This is a genomic window from Flagellimonas nanhaiensis (genome assembly GCF_003382275.1).
Taxonomy (GTDB): domain Bacteria; phylum Bacteroidota; class Bacteroidia; order Flavobacteriales; family Flavobacteriaceae; genus Flagellimonas; species Flagellimonas nanhaiensis.
The window spans coordinates 1,464,912-1,478,646 of record NZ_QTJX01000001.1; the positions used below are offsets into that span (position 1 = coordinate 1,464,912).

Consider the following 13,735-nt stretch of genomic DNA (forward strand, 5'->3'; position numbering starts at 1 on the left):
GAAAGGGCAGTATTTCAAACTCCCCTACGTTTCTTAGCCGGGTCGTTGTAGTGTCATAAAACGAACCTTTTTTGGCACAGAGATAATCGACCTATACAGCAAGTCCAAGGTTTTTGTCCATATCCAACTCAAACTTTCCATAGGGGTTCACATGGGCATGTATCAATGGGCTCAATGCACGATAATCTTCCTTGTCAAATCTTTCCATCCATCCGTTTTCGGCCACCACACGTTGTATCATAAGTGTATTGACATAGACCAGGCAGTTCTGGAGCAGATGTAATGCCAGTACCGACAGTTCCTGCTCTTCCAAACGGTTCGATGAAACCTCTCCACTTTTTCCGAAAAAGATGAAACCGTTCGCAGAGTTCCAATTCTCTATCACGTTCAGGCCCCCGTGTATTTCCCTCCGAACATTTTCATCGGCCAAGTAACGGCAAAGGAATATCGTTTTCACGGCCTTCCCCAATTCCTGAAGGGCCCTGTAGATCGGATGGCTTTCGTTTCCCCTAGTGAACCTTTTCAAAATCGATTCGGGGTCGGCCGTTCCCTGTTCCAGGGCGGCGGTGTATTTTACCATTTCATCATATTGCCTTTCTATGATTTCCCATTTAATGCCCCTATTTAGTATGGGCAAAAGGTTTTTGAGCTCTTTCTTTAGGGAAATATCCGGAAGGTAAAGTTTCTGTGAGGCGATGCTCTTCAACCTTGGCATCAGCTCAAACCCCAATAGCCTGCAAAAGGCAAAGGCGACCTCGCTCTGGCCATGGGTGTCCACAAACTGTTTTTCAACCTTCATATCGGTACAGTGCTTGAGCACCCCCTCTATCATATTTGCCACCTCAGAGGAGGAGCATTTCTTCAGTTGGGAATAGATACAGGTTGAGCGGGTGTCGACATGCCAATAGATCATTACACCTTTTCCCCCGTACCTTATGTGCCATTCCGTCATCAGGTTCTGGTCCCAAGAACCAAACTTCTTTGAATCCGAGGCACATGAGGTGGTGGCCTCGCCCCAAAGTTTGGTGTCCTTGACCAAGAATGTCCCATTGGCGACTTCCCTGATCGCCCTACGCAGGGAATCCTTATGGATATAGGCGTTCTTGACATGGCGGAGCTCCTTGTAACTGACTTGGTTGCCCGATGCCAGACGATTGAGCCCCATATTGGTTCCAAGGCCGTAGAGCACCAAAAGCAACCTTTTCCTGAGCTGTTCGGGCGACAACCGTTCCGAAGTCCTCACACTTTTGAACGATTTTGTAAAGCTGGACCAACTGTCCGCCTCGCGAAGTATATCCAAAAGGGAGGTCATTGGCCATTTGGATTGGACCTCTCCCTTGAGCGCACTTATATTAGGTGGATCCATGAGAGGATCCGAGGGAGAGAGTACGATATTCTTAACTCCCGACTGCCTTAACCTTACATATTTGTTGGATGGCAGGTTCTCGTTCAACATTCTCAATGCGGTCTCCATTTCTTCCTTCAGTCCGCTAGTAAACTCTGCCGGGTCGTTCTCAACGCCCAACCGGTCATAGTAGAATTTCCTGTTAATATTGAAATCCATGGGAACGTCCTCATCGGGATTACGGTATTTATCCGCCCCTTCCACCCATATCTCCTTGCACCGAAGTCGTTTTCTCAAAGCTTCGAGGACGGCTATTTCATAATCCACTCGGTCCATATCACCTTTGCCCATCCCTTTGATAAGTTTTATAAAACTGGGCCTGATAATATCCGATGTGGGAACCGAACCATCGGCAAGAGAAAACTTTGAGTTGTGTACTGGGTTCTCCATGAGCCAGTCGATGGCATCCAAGATGGGCGCGTGTGAATCATTATTTGACCTAAAGGTCAGACTGCCCAATATCTGTGGCACCATTCTCCGATAGTGGGAGGAATAACTGGAACGCACCAAGTTGTGTATCTCATTTTTAAAACCCTTTCCGGAATATTTGTGCTCTTTGACGATATCGGAGAGTTTCGCTTTGCTGGCAATTGGAAATATTACTTTGGTGATGGTGCCTTTAGGGTCTTTCAATGATGCCTTAGCAATTCGTGCCAAAAGTGTCGTCTTGCCATAGACCCGTTTCATTTCCTTTACCAATACGGTCTCCACTTTCTTTTTCGCCTTCTTTGATAGCTTTCCCACTAGGAGGATGAACAGGTCCACAAGGTCATCGATGATTTTCTGCCTTCTGACATAAAGAAAGATGCACATCAAGGTATCCCTTATGTATGGTGGGTGCCGCCTTATTTCCCAGGCCGACTCGGAGGCTATCCTTTTGTAAAGCCTTTCCCGAATCTTGGGATGTATCCCGCCGATTTCTTTTGCGGGCAATCCGCAGTCCTCGATAAACGACAATTTGTCCAGTTCGCTGAGAATGGTAGCTAGACTGGTACGGCCAGGGTCGGAACGAATCCAGGTGAACGAACCATTTTCATGTGGTTCACTTCTAAGGCAGCGGTCGAACAGTTCAGTCGTTCCTCTTCCCAAAAGTGAGGCAACATGGGTGAACAGCTTATTTTCAAAGTCGGCAAAGGCAGACGCTATTTCTCTGTAAAGGGCATTTTCCGGAGGACACTTTAACCTTTTCTCGAAATACCATTTTTTGGCAAGATCGTTCGCCTCTTCCTTTTGGATGCCTGTCGGGAACAATTGGTCGCACATCAAAAATCTCAATTCTTGTTGGTCGACTGCGCCTGGACGTCCAATTTTTAAGAACATCAGAATCTCTGAACGGTGCCTTTTGGCCGTACTTGACATCCAATTATAATCTTTCAAAATCGATGGATTCGTATGTAATTGGGTACAGAGATGATCGATCAAATCAGATCTTATGTCCTTTTCTTTCGATATGAAGGCACCGGTTTCCGAATAATTCTTTAACTGCAGTGCAAATGCCAGTTTATGTGGGTATCTCTTGTTTTTAAGTAGTTCTGCTTCGTCGTAACTTATAAACCAGTTTGTGCTTAAATTGTCTTCCATTTTTGACTTTTTGACAATTTAAGGATTATGCTAAATTACCAACCCTTGTATTTATGGGGCTTATGAGCTGAATTGATACTTTTCGTAGCTATGAGGTCACTACCCCATCAAGGCGAAATCATGGCAATCCATAGGCCAGGTCATGTTCATAGCCGGAATTGACGAAGGGCAGCCCTTGAGAGGGGAACCACCCTATTTCAACAACCCAAAAGTTATCGTAAGACTATTCTATGCCGACAGTGTTTCGCAGATTACCGAGTCGACCACGTCGCGGGTCGTAGCTTTGGTGGATGGTGGTACTTATAGGTACCAGCCTGTTGTCTGAAAAAGTGTTTCGCCAAAACCAAATCCCGATAAGGTGTCTTTTCCTAGATAAATAAAGATTTATATTTCGAGTAGTCAGTAAACTCGTCCTTAAACCCGTTAAAGACGTCTTCTTCTTTATAATCGCCACCTAGAAGTGAACTGAATGCATAAACACTTTTTCGTAGCAATGAGGCCTGTTCGGCACTAACTTTTCGGTTTGACATCTCGATCAATTTTTCCCGTAAGCCGTTTTCCATATGGTACTCCATCGTTTCAGGATGTAAATTGGGTTGAATACCTTCATAGACCATTATGTAGGCAACCTTTCCGTACCACTGCTTTTCCATTAAATAAGAGACCCATAGGTTTTTAAGCTGCCCTCGTCCCTGCTTTTTTATACTATCCATGGCCGTGCGTTGTTCTTTCAGTACATCATCCAAATTTTTCAGGGAACTGAGATATTCATTAGTGTTTTTACGTAATGGAACACTGACCGGATATTTGGAATAGATGGATGCTACATGGATTTTATCTCCCCGTGCTTCAAAAAAGAAACCTCTGGCATTGAAAAGCCTTATATAATCGGTTGGGGATTTTTCAAATAGGATATTGAATCCTTCCATTGCCTTATGAAAGGCCTTTAAACTCTTTTTCTCGTAACCCGTTCGAAACGTTTTGGTCATGCTCCCATATAATTCCGGCATCAATATCGGCAGGAAAAATGATGTTGGATTTAAATCCATGGCTTTTGTGCTATCGTCCGCTGTTAGCATTTCCAACACCTTTTCATTTTGGTTGATGGACCCGGTGGAAATATAGGCTTCATCGGAATTGGAGGGAATTATTCCTTGCAATGTAAGGGGAATGGAATGTGTGCCAGAATTCAAAAAGGTAACGTTGCCGTGATGATATTTTAGACCTAACCCCCGTAGTAGATAAAATGCGATGTTCGTATCGTTGGTTATGTCAAAAACCGATTTTTCCAGCACCTTTTTAATCAACCCCGTCCTTATTTCCAGTTTTTTGATTTCCCTTTTCGATTCGGTCTTCGCGAATTCGGCTCGAATGTCATCAAACCTATTTTTAAGGGTCTTGGGCAACATTTTTCCGTTATTTGCACCTAGATAGTGGTTCAAAAAAGAATAGTGCTCAGTACGTGCTATAAGTGGCAGCAAGTCCTTAAGATTTCTGTTTACAACAAATTCCGACAATAGCTCCTTGCTTTTATTTGTGCCCAGATACGATTTGTAGAAAGCGTTCTTTATCAGTTTTTTGATTTCAAGGCTAAACTGATTACTCCCAATATCAATGTGGGTCTCGGAGGACTGGTCTCCACTCAATCGGGAATTATTGGGCCAATCGTGTTGCAGGCTTATCTCGGATGCCTTAAAAGTATATCCCGACTTATCATATATAATAAAGTCCGCCAATTGCCTATTCCTTCCATATAGTAGCTGACAATCGATGTTCTGATAAGATTTCAGGACATCGGGCAAATCCTCGGTCTTAATATTATTGAAGAGTTTAAATGTGGTCAGCAGTTGCTTTTCCAAACGTTTTTTGTGCATGGGTAAAAGCTTTGATTTGCTGTATTTTTCAAAGATGGTCCTTAGTTTTGGCCCACTCAGTTCAGGATGGACGACATAGCCGTTTATGAACTGGGTATTGTATTGTTTTTGGTTGTCGATGCCGTAGGCCACCCCTACCCTTCCGCTGGCATGGGTCATCGTCCTTACGACGATATGGTAAGGTTTTGCCAATCGCGCCAGCTCTTCAAAACCCCGAACTTTATATTTCTGCAACAGGCCGTTGATTACATCCTGCATATAGAATTTAGTCCCGTTATTTTCATCGACAGAAAGCTGTAGTTCGGGCAAACGGTACTTCGGAAGGTCCCTTTGAACCTTTGTGCCCGGCGAAGGAGAGAGACCGTATTTTTTCTCCAAAAACCTTTGGGTGGCTACATTTCTATGGTAATCGTTGCGCAAATTGATGAGCGTACCGGATTCGTTCACGGTGGTAGATACAAGGTGTACATGCTCATGGATGGTATCGCTATGGCGTACCACGACGTAGGGCTGTTCCCCGTATCCCATTTCATCCATATAATCCTTGGCAACCTTATAGAACGTTTTGTCGTCAAGATGCTCCCCATGGGGCAGGTTGAGGGTAATATGGGCATATCGACTGGCCGAATCATGGCGTTGGCCCTGAAAATGTAATGTATTCGCGAAAAATTTAGGGGTGGTGCCAAATTCCGATATCGTGTTCTGAAAGCCCAAAATGGTACTTCCGTTCTTTCCAAAAACATAGTTCAATACCCCATGTACGGTCTCGCGATATAGAATACGACCGATCATTTATGGTAATTTTTCACTTAACAGTTCCAAAATTTGCATCAATAAGGTATTCGTTTTTTCGATTTCAGCATCCAACTTTGCGGATGGGCTTCTCAAATTTTTGGCATGTGCAGTTGCTGTAAGCTGGTTTATATTGGTGCCGATCCTATTGATTTGATAAATGAGGTTTGCCGAAGGTCCGGGCAGTTTTTTGGTGTCCTCGGCCTGTTGTTTATCAAGTATCAGCCGCCTTAAAAAAGGGGCCACTACTCCCCTTTTGGTAAAATCGAGGTTGTAGGTTCCCATGGTCTCCTTGACCATTTGCAGTTCCGAATCATTAAAGCGGAGCACTATGCCATGTATCCGCTTTTTATTGCCTAAAGGTTTTCTGCCTGTTTTACGTGCCATTTCTCTGGTTTAACGGTATAACCGCATTTTTCACTTCGTTAGAAGTAGTAGTTTTAAGATACTTAAAACATAACTTGCGAAATTCTCTGAATTTCAATATACGAAATTATTACCGAAAGTAAATGGGATATTTAAGGTATAAATGTACCATCAAATTAATTATGGACATTATAACATCTTGGATAACAGCGAACGATTGTTTTTACCATCTTAAGTAGGGTTGTCAAGACAACCTATTGCCCCCATAACGGATTCATTTTATGATATGCACCATCTCAAATGATAATAAACGATACAGCAAACTTAAATACCGTGCCTGGGCAAAAAAAGTGCATGGGACTTTTTTGTCCCATGGGCTTTTGAGCGGTTCCGAGGATGCCAAGGAGGCCGATAGGCATTTCTTGGCTTCCACAGGAACAAGGGCTACACATTCTTTTGATTTTACCCATCGGTCATACTGTGTTTGAACCCAAAAATGCTCTAGATACAGCCATCCTATTTTTTCAAGATCATTATTTAAAAAATCGGTCCTATTTGCATTATTGGACCTTTATACATTTCAAGAAAATCATCGAAATATCATAAAAATAGATTCGTCCTTAAGCCAAATGAAACCACGTTGTGGATCCATTTAGATTCATTTGGCCTCATATGGTTTTAGCCCAAATTATTTTTCATAAACATCTAGTTATTAACAAATTATAATTATATATTTCTCAATAATTATATAATTAATTAGGGATTTAGGTCATTAAACAATGCCTTGATTATTTCATCATTTAACTAATTATTGAAAGAACTAAATAACGGATTATGGATACAAAGATTATTAGTGTGGTAGGCGAAAAAGGTGGTATCGGAAAAACGACATTGAACATTATTCTAGCTTCAAATCTTTTCTATGCAAAGCAGCAAAAAATTGTGCTTTTGGATGCCGATAATCCTCAATACTCCATCTACAAAAAACGGAATCGGGAAATGGAAATGTTGGATGCCGAAGAAAGGGCAGGTTTGGAACTTTATCCTATTGAACCAGTAACCGTTCAGAATCTACAGGATGCCATCCTGAAGTACTATGGCCAAGTGGATTATATAATTCTCGACCTTCCTGGCAGTTTGAATGTAGAGATGGTCAAAGGGCTAATGTATGTGGAACATGTTTTTGTGCCCTTTGACCATGACGAACTGGAAATAGACAGCACTTCACACTTTTATTTCACGTTGAAAAATAATTTCCTTGATAATGAAGAGCGTGTATTAAAGAGCATCCATCTTTTTTTCAACAAGTACAAGCTGGTCAAAAGAAACAAGTTTGCGGTGCTGCGCCAGCAATTTAAAGAGGCGGGTATTCCCATGATGACCAGTGTAGTCAAGGACAAGACCATCTACAAGGAAAGATATCGGAATACACTGTACCCCATACCTGAGCATAAAGAAAGGGGCGAAAAAGATATCAAACATTTCTTTGAGGAAGTAAGCCAACTAACAAAATAGCGCAATACTATGAAAAGAGGAAAAAAAGTAAATACACTAGGTCTGATCCAAAAAATGGCGGAACAGAACAAAGAAACCGTGAATGTGCTGAAGACCTTGAAAAGTGAGCGTTCGATTGAGGAAACGCCGAGTGGGTCCAAACAACATTTTGAGCCTAAAACCGTTAGGAATACGAAAGAAACCGCAGTCATTGAGAATCATAAAGGGATGACATCCAAAAATTCTTCAATGACCGACGAGTACCCGGTTCGACAATTTAAATTGTTCCTACGCACGGAAAACTTTCGCGATAGAAAGGAATCCTTCGTGCTTTCCTTAAGTAAGGACTGCATGGGAAAATATGAAAAATTGGCACAGGGGGCATCCTATAAATTGGACATAAAAACCCATCGCAATGACTTGATAAGAAAGGTTTTGGAAGATTTTATAGATAAAAAGTATAGAAAACTGATAAACATAATAGAACAAAAATAGAAAACTTTGAGCAGCTACTGGTACATATTGATAGGTTTGGCCCTAATCTATTACGGGTATGTTCTGTGGGTGCTGTTCAAGAAGAAAAAAACGTCAAAGAAAAAAGATTCAAAAAATATTGCTTTTTTGCATTTAAATAATATATTTGCATATAAGTCAGATAATGAACAAACTGATTTGGAAGCTGTACTCGACCAGATGACCGAAGTGGAAAACACCTCGGAACTTCTGGAAGCTTTTAAAGAGGGTTCATTGGAAGATGATGCAAATTCCTTAACTCGCAAAAAGCATGAAAAACTCAAAGTTATCCGCAATGAGGATACGGCCGAGAACAATGGGCCGGATTCCGAAACCTGATCCCATTATCCTATTCCTACTTCTGGTCTGCATTCCCATATGTTTCTACGGCCAGTTTGACCAACTCCTGCAAGAGGCGCAAGATTTCAAGAACGACTCCAAAAGCCTTTCCCGTGAAATCATAGATATTATCAAGATTATAGCGGGCACGGCACTTGGTATTATGGCCTTGGCCTATATCTATATCCGTAACCAACAGACGGATCTTGCGGATAAACTTGGAAAGGCCATTATTGGGATAGCCATCTTTTTTGCCATGATCGCCATTGGCGAGGAAATTGCCAACATCTAAATTTCCTTACGTCATGGAGAATAATTTTATCCCGATCAGGAAAGGGCTGCAAAAGGATGTCCTATATCGAGGCCTCAAGGCAAAGTACATTATGTACTGCCTTTATCTTGGCCTGGCAGCGATTATACTGGGACTGGTCCTATCCACTTTTATTCCGATGGTATTGGCCATGTTAGCGATCGTCATCGCAATCGCCATCATATTCCTCGTCCTTCTGTTCTACTCACGAACCTACGGCGCCAATGGGTTTGTCAAAAAAATGGCAGATGCCGCCAAACCCGATTCCATAAAAATATCCAATACATACGAAAACCTATTGCTATGGAAAAACAAGTAGCACTTTGGGACGCGTTCCCTATTTACGGTTATGAGAGAAGGGCATTGATATCCAAAGAGAAGGGTTGTTTGACCGTTCCCCTAAAACTTGAATTACCCGAAGTATATACATTGGATGCTCTGGAATATGGAATGCTTCAAGAGCTGTTTTCCAACATCATCAATGTCTTGGGCCCGAATAGGCTCCTACACCGGCAGGATTTCTTTCTTCAGGAAAATTATACTCCGAATTCCCAAAGGCTACGAGGCGATATGTTGGAACGCGCCAACGAAAAACATTTTGAGGACCGCCCTTATTTGGTCGGCAGCCATTATCTATATATCAGCGTTGTTCCCAAAAATTACATTACCTATGGTTCCAAACGGGCGAACTCGTTCTTGGGCAAAAGGCGGGAATTCTATTTGTCGCATACCGTTCCCGAAGAATTCATCGATAGCGGAATATTGAAGGAGTTCGAAAATCAAGTGGAGAATGTCGACAATTTGATTAATTCGAGCGGTCTGATAAAGTCCGAACTATTGGATTATGACGATTTGTTTTCCCCGGATGGGCTATACCCCAAATATTTTGGCATTTGTGAAGAAAACGCCAATCTAACCGATGTGGATTTCGCCAACAACTCCATAAATATTGGCAGTAAGAAGGGGCAATTTTTCACGCTGGAAAATTTGGATCAGTTCACCAAAGAGCATGTAGGCACCCATGAGCTATATGGAAAGTTCACTACCCGTCATAATCGTTTCCCTATCGGCAATCTGTTTTCTTTGGGTTTCAAGGTGCCCCATGAACATATCATCAATCAATATATCCACATACCGGATCAGGAAAAAGCACTTTCCAGCCTACGGAAAAAAGCGAAAAGCTTCCAGCGCTTCAGTACCGGAAAGAAAGATGACAGTAACGCGATATACGCGGATCAAATATTCGACTATACCAAAGATATCCTTGAAAACCACAAGGAAACGGTCTTTTACCATCTCAATGTATTCGGGTTCGAGGACGACCGGAGCAGGCAAGGGCAAATGGAAAACTCCATTTCTTCCGCCTTTAAAAAATTGAAGATCAATGCAAAGAGGAACAGTATAGATAGGAAGAATCTGTTTTTTGCCGGTGTCCCTGGTAATGCTATTGGCATCCCGTTCGAGCTATACCTACCCATGCCGAGCGATATGGCCTCCTCCCTACTCTATTTTGAAGGCGGCTATAAAGATTCGTCGAAAGCCGTTGATGGGCTGCGTACGGTGGATAGAATCTCCGGCCGGCCGCTTACTGCCAGCTTGTATCGAATACCTGAAGAAAAAGGTTGGATATTCAATCGGGGGATGTTGGTCGCCTCCGGGTCGGGCGGCGGCAAATCCTATTATGTCAACCATTACATCGCTTCCGAACTGAGGCAAGGCGGGGAGGCCGTTATCATCGAGGACGGCAATTCCTACGATAAACTTACCGAGGTATTTGGTGGCATAATCCTGCAGCATGATGATGACCGGCCATTTACCTTCAATCCTTTTCTTCTGGACAATCACGATGTTGTCGAGAACCGCACTCGGAGCAAGACTTTGGCCGAAAGCAAACTGCTGCACCTTGTAACGCTTCTCAAATTGATTACGGGTAACAGTAAGGATGTCACAGGTTTGGAAGTCGCAAATACCGTTATCGAACTTTTGGTTACGGGTTATTACGAGTTAATGTGGCAAAGCGGTAATACAAATTTCAGGTTTGACACTTTCTATGAGTATTGCAGGAATCATATAATAGCATTTATTGGAACCAAAGAAATTCCGAAGGAAAAATTCGATGCCAATGTGTTCCTCTTCCTGCTGGAAAAGTATTACACAGGCGGGCCGAGAGGCGAACTCTTGAACAAACAGGACGATAGGATTACCAGACTAAGCGATGAAAAAGTGGTGTACTTCAAATTGGGCAAACTGATCGATAACGAGCTGCTGTTTCCCATCACTGCGCTGATGATAATGGAGATCTTTAACAAGAAGATGCATGACCTCGCCAAACTGTCCATAAATAAAATATTGGCCGTAGACGAGGCATGGAAGGCCTTGGTAAGGCCCGAACTGGTACACTATTTCAACAGCCAATCAAGAATGGCGCGAAAACTGGGAGGCCAGCCTATTTTTATTTCCCAAAAAGTAAGTGACTTTATCTCCTCCGAAATCATCAAAAATGCCATTGTGGTCAACTCGCACATCAAGGTCTTCCTGGACATGCGGGACTTTGCCCAATCCTTCGATAAGATACAGACCGTTATGGGTTTAAACGAGAAACAAAAACAGCTTATTCTTTCCATCAATAAGGATTTACCGAAGGACAGAAAGTTCCGTGAGGCCGCGTTCTGTTGGATGGACAAGGTAAAGGTCTACGGCTTGGAAACCTCTTTGGAAGAGAAATGCATTTACGAAACCAATCCGACCGAGAGCGGTAAAATTTTGGAACTGTATAAAAAGAATCATAAAAATTGGGAGTTGACCGCAAAGGCCTACGCCTTTGAAAATGCTCCATAAAACTAAGACTATGAAAAGAACATTTGTATTAATGGGTTTGCTTTTTCCATTGGCGATCATTTCCCAAATTCCGGTTACCGATGCCGCGACCAACGCCAGCGTTGGAATGGTAAACAGTCAACTGATGAATATCAACATACAGCTAAAGGCCGTCAACAAAAATCTTTCCCGCCTTATTAACCTGATGGAGAAAAACAACAATGAAACCTTAAAATCGAGAAAGATCCTTAAAGAAGAGCTGGAGGCCAAGAAACAGGCACCGGCCTATGTGACCAAATCGACGGACGTTAGCAGGACCATCGACTTAAAAACCAAGATTTTGGAGGCGTATCGCACTTCCAAACAGACCGTACAACAATTGGAACACTTGAATCGAAAAGAAAGGCAGGAGTTTTTTGGCTTTGCCGCGAACGCTATCCTTGAAACCAAAAACCTTTTTAAACAATGCAACGATATCCTGAAGACCAAGGCGATAATCCTACCCGAGGAACGCCTAAAGAAAGTGAACGGAATCAACAGTGAACTGGAAAGTATTCTCGATAACCTGATAGTCTATAACAACAAACTTTCACGGACCAATGCCTTCAGAAAGTCCAGAAGCACACTGATAAATATGAACAAAGAATAAAAAGAAACCATGCAGATTACGGACAAAGGAATTCGGGAAACGGTCAACGAGCTTTTTGACCAATATATTATTGACGCTTTTGAGGTGGTCGATCCCATTATAGGTATCGGGCAACAATTCGCCTATATCGGTATCGGGCTTATCGCACTGGGCGTGTTTCTGAACGAAGAAAAAAGAGCGAACATTCTTGCTTACCTCAAATGGGTGCCTTTGGCCATATTGCTTTTGAACTACGAAGTGGTTATCCTGACCATATACGAGTTTTATCAAACGGTCGGAACAACTTTTAAAGCCAACGATATTTCGTGGGACGTACTTCAAACGAAGATTTTTATAGCACAGATGGAGGCCCTTGAGTCCGAGGACGGCACATGGAGCTTATTGGCTTTGGATTCGGAAGGACTTGCATCCATCGCCTTGGGATTTGTTACCTCTACGGCCACGTCGATTGCCTCGTTCATATCGGCCGTTGTATTTGTCGGCATCAAAGCCATGTCGGTAATCTACCTTTTCGTCCTGATCATATTTGGCCCGTTGAATATCGGGCTGTCATTCATTCCTGTCTTTTCGGGGATGTGGAAAGCTTGGCTACAGAAGTTTATGAGCGTATGCCTATGGATACCCATGCTATATCTGATCGACAATTTTATGCTCAAGATTCTCGATAATCTTATACAAACTTTGCTATACGACGGAGAAGCCAATTTGGGCCTGGTGCTGACAAGTGCCCTATTGATGTTAATGAACGTATTCGTATACCTCAAGGCACCGGTCTTGTCCAACTTTATTGTGCAGGGCATGAACGTAAGCGCAAGCCAACTAAAAGACAGGACAAAACATTATGCCAAAAAAGCCGCACAGACAGCGGTCGATGCAAAGACGGGCGGAGCTACAAAAGGCGTAAGAACTTTGATACAATAATCCTTTCAACGATCAAAGAAGAATTTAAACGAACACAGAAGAACAGATGGACGGTAAATACAGGATTTTCAACGATTTAAGTAGGATTCGTAGCAATAGCAACAAGGTACTATATGTATCTTTAATTCTTACGTTCGTCTCGACCATCCTCAATATCTACTATACCTACAGAACGAACGAGAGTGCCAGGAACAGTTTCTATCTGCTCGATAAAGGCCAGAAATTGGCCGTAGTCAGAATCAAGGACTACAAGCGGGCGGTAGATATTTTATGCGAAGGCCATATTGCAAATTTCCATGAACTCTTCTTTGCCTTGGAACCTGATTTGCGCCATATCAAAAGAAATATTGAAGGCAGGGCGCTTTATATGGGCGATCATTCGGTACAGCGATTGTACAATAGGTTGATCGATCAAAGTTATTATGAGGATATAGCCAAAAGTGGCTATTCCATCGAAGTGGAAAAGGATTCGATTTTAGTGGATTACTCACGCTATCCCTTTCCATTTCGGTTTGTCGGAAAACAACGAATCTTAAAAGATGGGAATGCGGAATATCGAACCTTGATCACAACGGGGTTTATCGAGGAGACCAAATCGACACCGAACAATTTGAACGGTTTAAAGATCCTCAGGTTCGATGTTTTGAACAATACGGATCTGTAACCACCAACCT

At 42.6% G+C, this 13,735-nt stretch carries 14 protein-coding genes; 11 read left to right on the forward strand and 3 right to left on the reverse strand.

Annotated elements, in window-relative coordinates:
• Window positions 1-91: 91 nt before the first annotated feature.
• On the reverse strand, window positions 92-2,986 hold the full coding sequence (locus tag DX873_RS06690) for a Tn3 family transposase (protein WP_116183696.1): 2,895 nt from the start codon (window positions 2,984-2,986) through the stop codon (window positions 92-94).
• 142 nt (window positions 2,987-3,128) lie between these two features.
• Here DX873_RS06690 and DX873_RS18760 point away from each other — a divergent pair, with 142 nt between their 5' ends.
• Window positions 3,129-3,311, forward strand: coding sequence for a hypothetical protein (locus DX873_RS18760; protein ID WP_147296616.1), 183 nt, complete (start codon window positions 3,129-3,131; stop codon window positions 3,309-3,311).
• A 43-nt stretch (window positions 3,312-3,354) separates the two neighbouring features.
• Here the strand turns inward: DX873_RS18760 and DX873_RS06695 are convergent, their stop codons facing one another.
• Together DX873_RS06695 and DX873_RS06700 are read right to left on the reverse strand one after the other, a co-directional pair.
• Window positions 3,355-5,652, reverse strand: a complete 2,298-nt coding sequence (locus tag DX873_RS06695; protein WP_067030351.1) for a relaxase/mobilization nuclease domain-containing protein — start codon at window positions 5,650-5,652, stop codon at window positions 3,355-3,357.
• Window positions 5,653-6,039, reverse strand: coding sequence for a plasmid mobilization relaxosome protein MobC (locus tag DX873_RS06700; RefSeq protein WP_116183697.1), 387 nt, complete (start codon window positions 6,037-6,039; stop codon window positions 5,653-5,655). It lies immediately after the preceding gene.
• 260 nt (window positions 6,040-6,299) lie between these two features.
• Here DX873_RS06700 and DX873_RS06705 point away from each other — a divergent pair, with 260 nt between their 5' ends.
• From DX873_RS06705 to DX873_RS06750, 10 genes are all read left to right on the forward strand, one after another.
• Entirely contained in the window at window positions 6,300-6,506 is a 207-nt protein-coding gene (locus DX873_RS06705; RefSeq protein ID WP_116183698.1) for a hypothetical protein, read from the forward strand.
• A 346-nt stretch (window positions 6,507-6,852) separates the two neighbouring features.
• Complete coding sequence (locus tag DX873_RS06710; RefSeq protein ID WP_067030418.1) at window positions 6,853-7,533, forward strand: ParA family protein; 681 nt, start codon at window positions 6,853-6,855, stop codon at window positions 7,531-7,533.
• 9 nt (window positions 7,534-7,542) lie between these two features.
• Complete coding sequence (locus tag DX873_RS06715; protein ID WP_067030415.1) at window positions 7,543-8,007, forward strand: hypothetical protein; 465 nt, start codon at window positions 7,543-7,545, stop codon at window positions 8,005-8,007.
• 6 nt (window positions 8,008-8,013) lie between these two features.
• On the forward strand, window positions 8,014-8,364 hold the full coding sequence (locus DX873_RS06720; RefSeq protein ID WP_147296617.1) for a hypothetical protein: 351 nt from the start codon (window positions 8,014-8,016) through the stop codon (window positions 8,362-8,364).
• Complete coding sequence (locus tag DX873_RS06725; protein WP_116183700.1) at window positions 8,342-8,656, forward strand: hypothetical protein; 315 nt, start codon at window positions 8,342-8,344, stop codon at window positions 8,654-8,656. The genes DX873_RS06720 and DX873_RS06725 overlap by 23 nt, the downstream gene beginning before the upstream one ends.
• A 13-nt stretch (window positions 8,657-8,669) precedes the next feature.
• Window positions 8,670-8,993: a DUF4133 domain-containing protein gene (locus tag DX873_RS06730; RefSeq protein WP_116183701.1), complete on the forward strand. Its 324-nt coding sequence runs from the start codon at window positions 8,670-8,672 to the stop codon at window positions 8,991-8,993.
• A complete protein-coding gene (locus DX873_RS06735; RefSeq protein WP_116183702.1) occupies window positions 8,978-11,512 on the forward strand; it encodes a TraG family conjugative transposon ATPase in 2,535 nt (844 codons plus the stop codon). The genes DX873_RS06730 and DX873_RS06735 overlap by 16 nt, the downstream gene beginning before the upstream one ends.
• Before the next feature lie 10 nt (window positions 11,513-11,522).
• The gene (locus DX873_RS06740) at window positions 11,523-12,140 is read left to right on the forward strand and encodes a hypothetical protein (protein ID WP_116183703.1); all 618 of its coding nucleotides are present in this window, start codon (window positions 11,523-11,525) and stop codon (window positions 12,138-12,140) included.
• 9 nt (window positions 12,141-12,149) lie between these two features.
• Window positions 12,150-13,061: a TraJ family protein gene (locus DX873_RS06745; protein WP_116183704.1), complete on the forward strand. Its 912-nt coding sequence runs from the start codon at window positions 12,150-12,152 to the stop codon at window positions 13,059-13,061.
• Window positions 13,062-13,107: 46 nt separating this feature from the next.
• Entirely contained in the window at window positions 13,108-13,725 is a 618-nt protein-coding gene (locus tag DX873_RS06750; protein ID WP_067037738.1) for a hypothetical protein, read from the forward strand.
• The last annotated feature ends 10 nt before the right edge of the window (window positions 13,726-13,735 follow it).

Coding starts and splice junctions, on each gene's coding strand:
- DX873_RS06690 (WP_116183696.1), bottom strand. CDS start 2,986: ATGGAAGACAATTTAAGCACAAACTGGTTTATAAGTTACGACGAAGCA.
- DX873_RS06730 (WP_116183701.1), top strand. CDS start 8,670: ATGGAGAATAATTTTATCCCGATCAGGAAAGGGCTGCAAAAGGATGTC.
- DX873_RS06700 (WP_116183697.1), bottom strand. CDS start 6,039: ATGGCACGTAAAACAGGCAGAAAACCTTTAGGCAATAAAAAGCGGATA.
- DX873_RS06750 (WP_067037738.1), top strand. CDS start 13,108: ATGGACGGTAAATACAGGATTTTCAACGATTTAAGTAGGATTCGTAGC.
- DX873_RS06725 (WP_116183700.1), top strand. CDS start 8,342: ATGGGCCGGATTCCGAAACCTGATCCCATTATCCTATTCCTACTTCTG.
- DX873_RS06695 (WP_067030351.1), bottom strand. CDS start 5,652: ATGATCGGTCGTATTCTATATCGCGAGACCGTACATGGGGTATTGAAC.
- DX873_RS06705 (WP_116183698.1), top strand. CDS start 6,300: ATGATATGCACCATCTCAAATGATAATAAACGATACAGCAAACTTAAA.
- DX873_RS06740 (WP_116183703.1), top strand. CDS start 11,523: ATGAAAAGAACATTTGTATTAATGGGTTTGCTTTTTCCATTGGCGATC.
- DX873_RS18760 (WP_147296616.1), top strand. CDS start 3,129: ATGTTCATAGCCGGAATTGACGAAGGGCAGCCCTTGAGAGGGGAACCA.
- DX873_RS06710 (WP_067030418.1), top strand. CDS start 6,853: ATGGATACAAAGATTATTAGTGTGGTAGGCGAAAAAGGTGGTATCGGA.
- DX873_RS06745 (WP_116183704.1), top strand. CDS start 12,150: ATGCAGATTACGGACAAAGGAATTCGGGAAACGGTCAACGAGCTTTTT.
- DX873_RS06735 (WP_116183702.1), top strand. CDS start 8,978: ATGGAAAAACAAGTAGCACTTTGGGACGCGTTCCCTATTTACGGTTAT.
- DX873_RS06715 (WP_067030415.1), top strand. CDS start 7,543: ATGAAAAGAGGAAAAAAAGTAAATACACTAGGTCTGATCCAAAAAATG.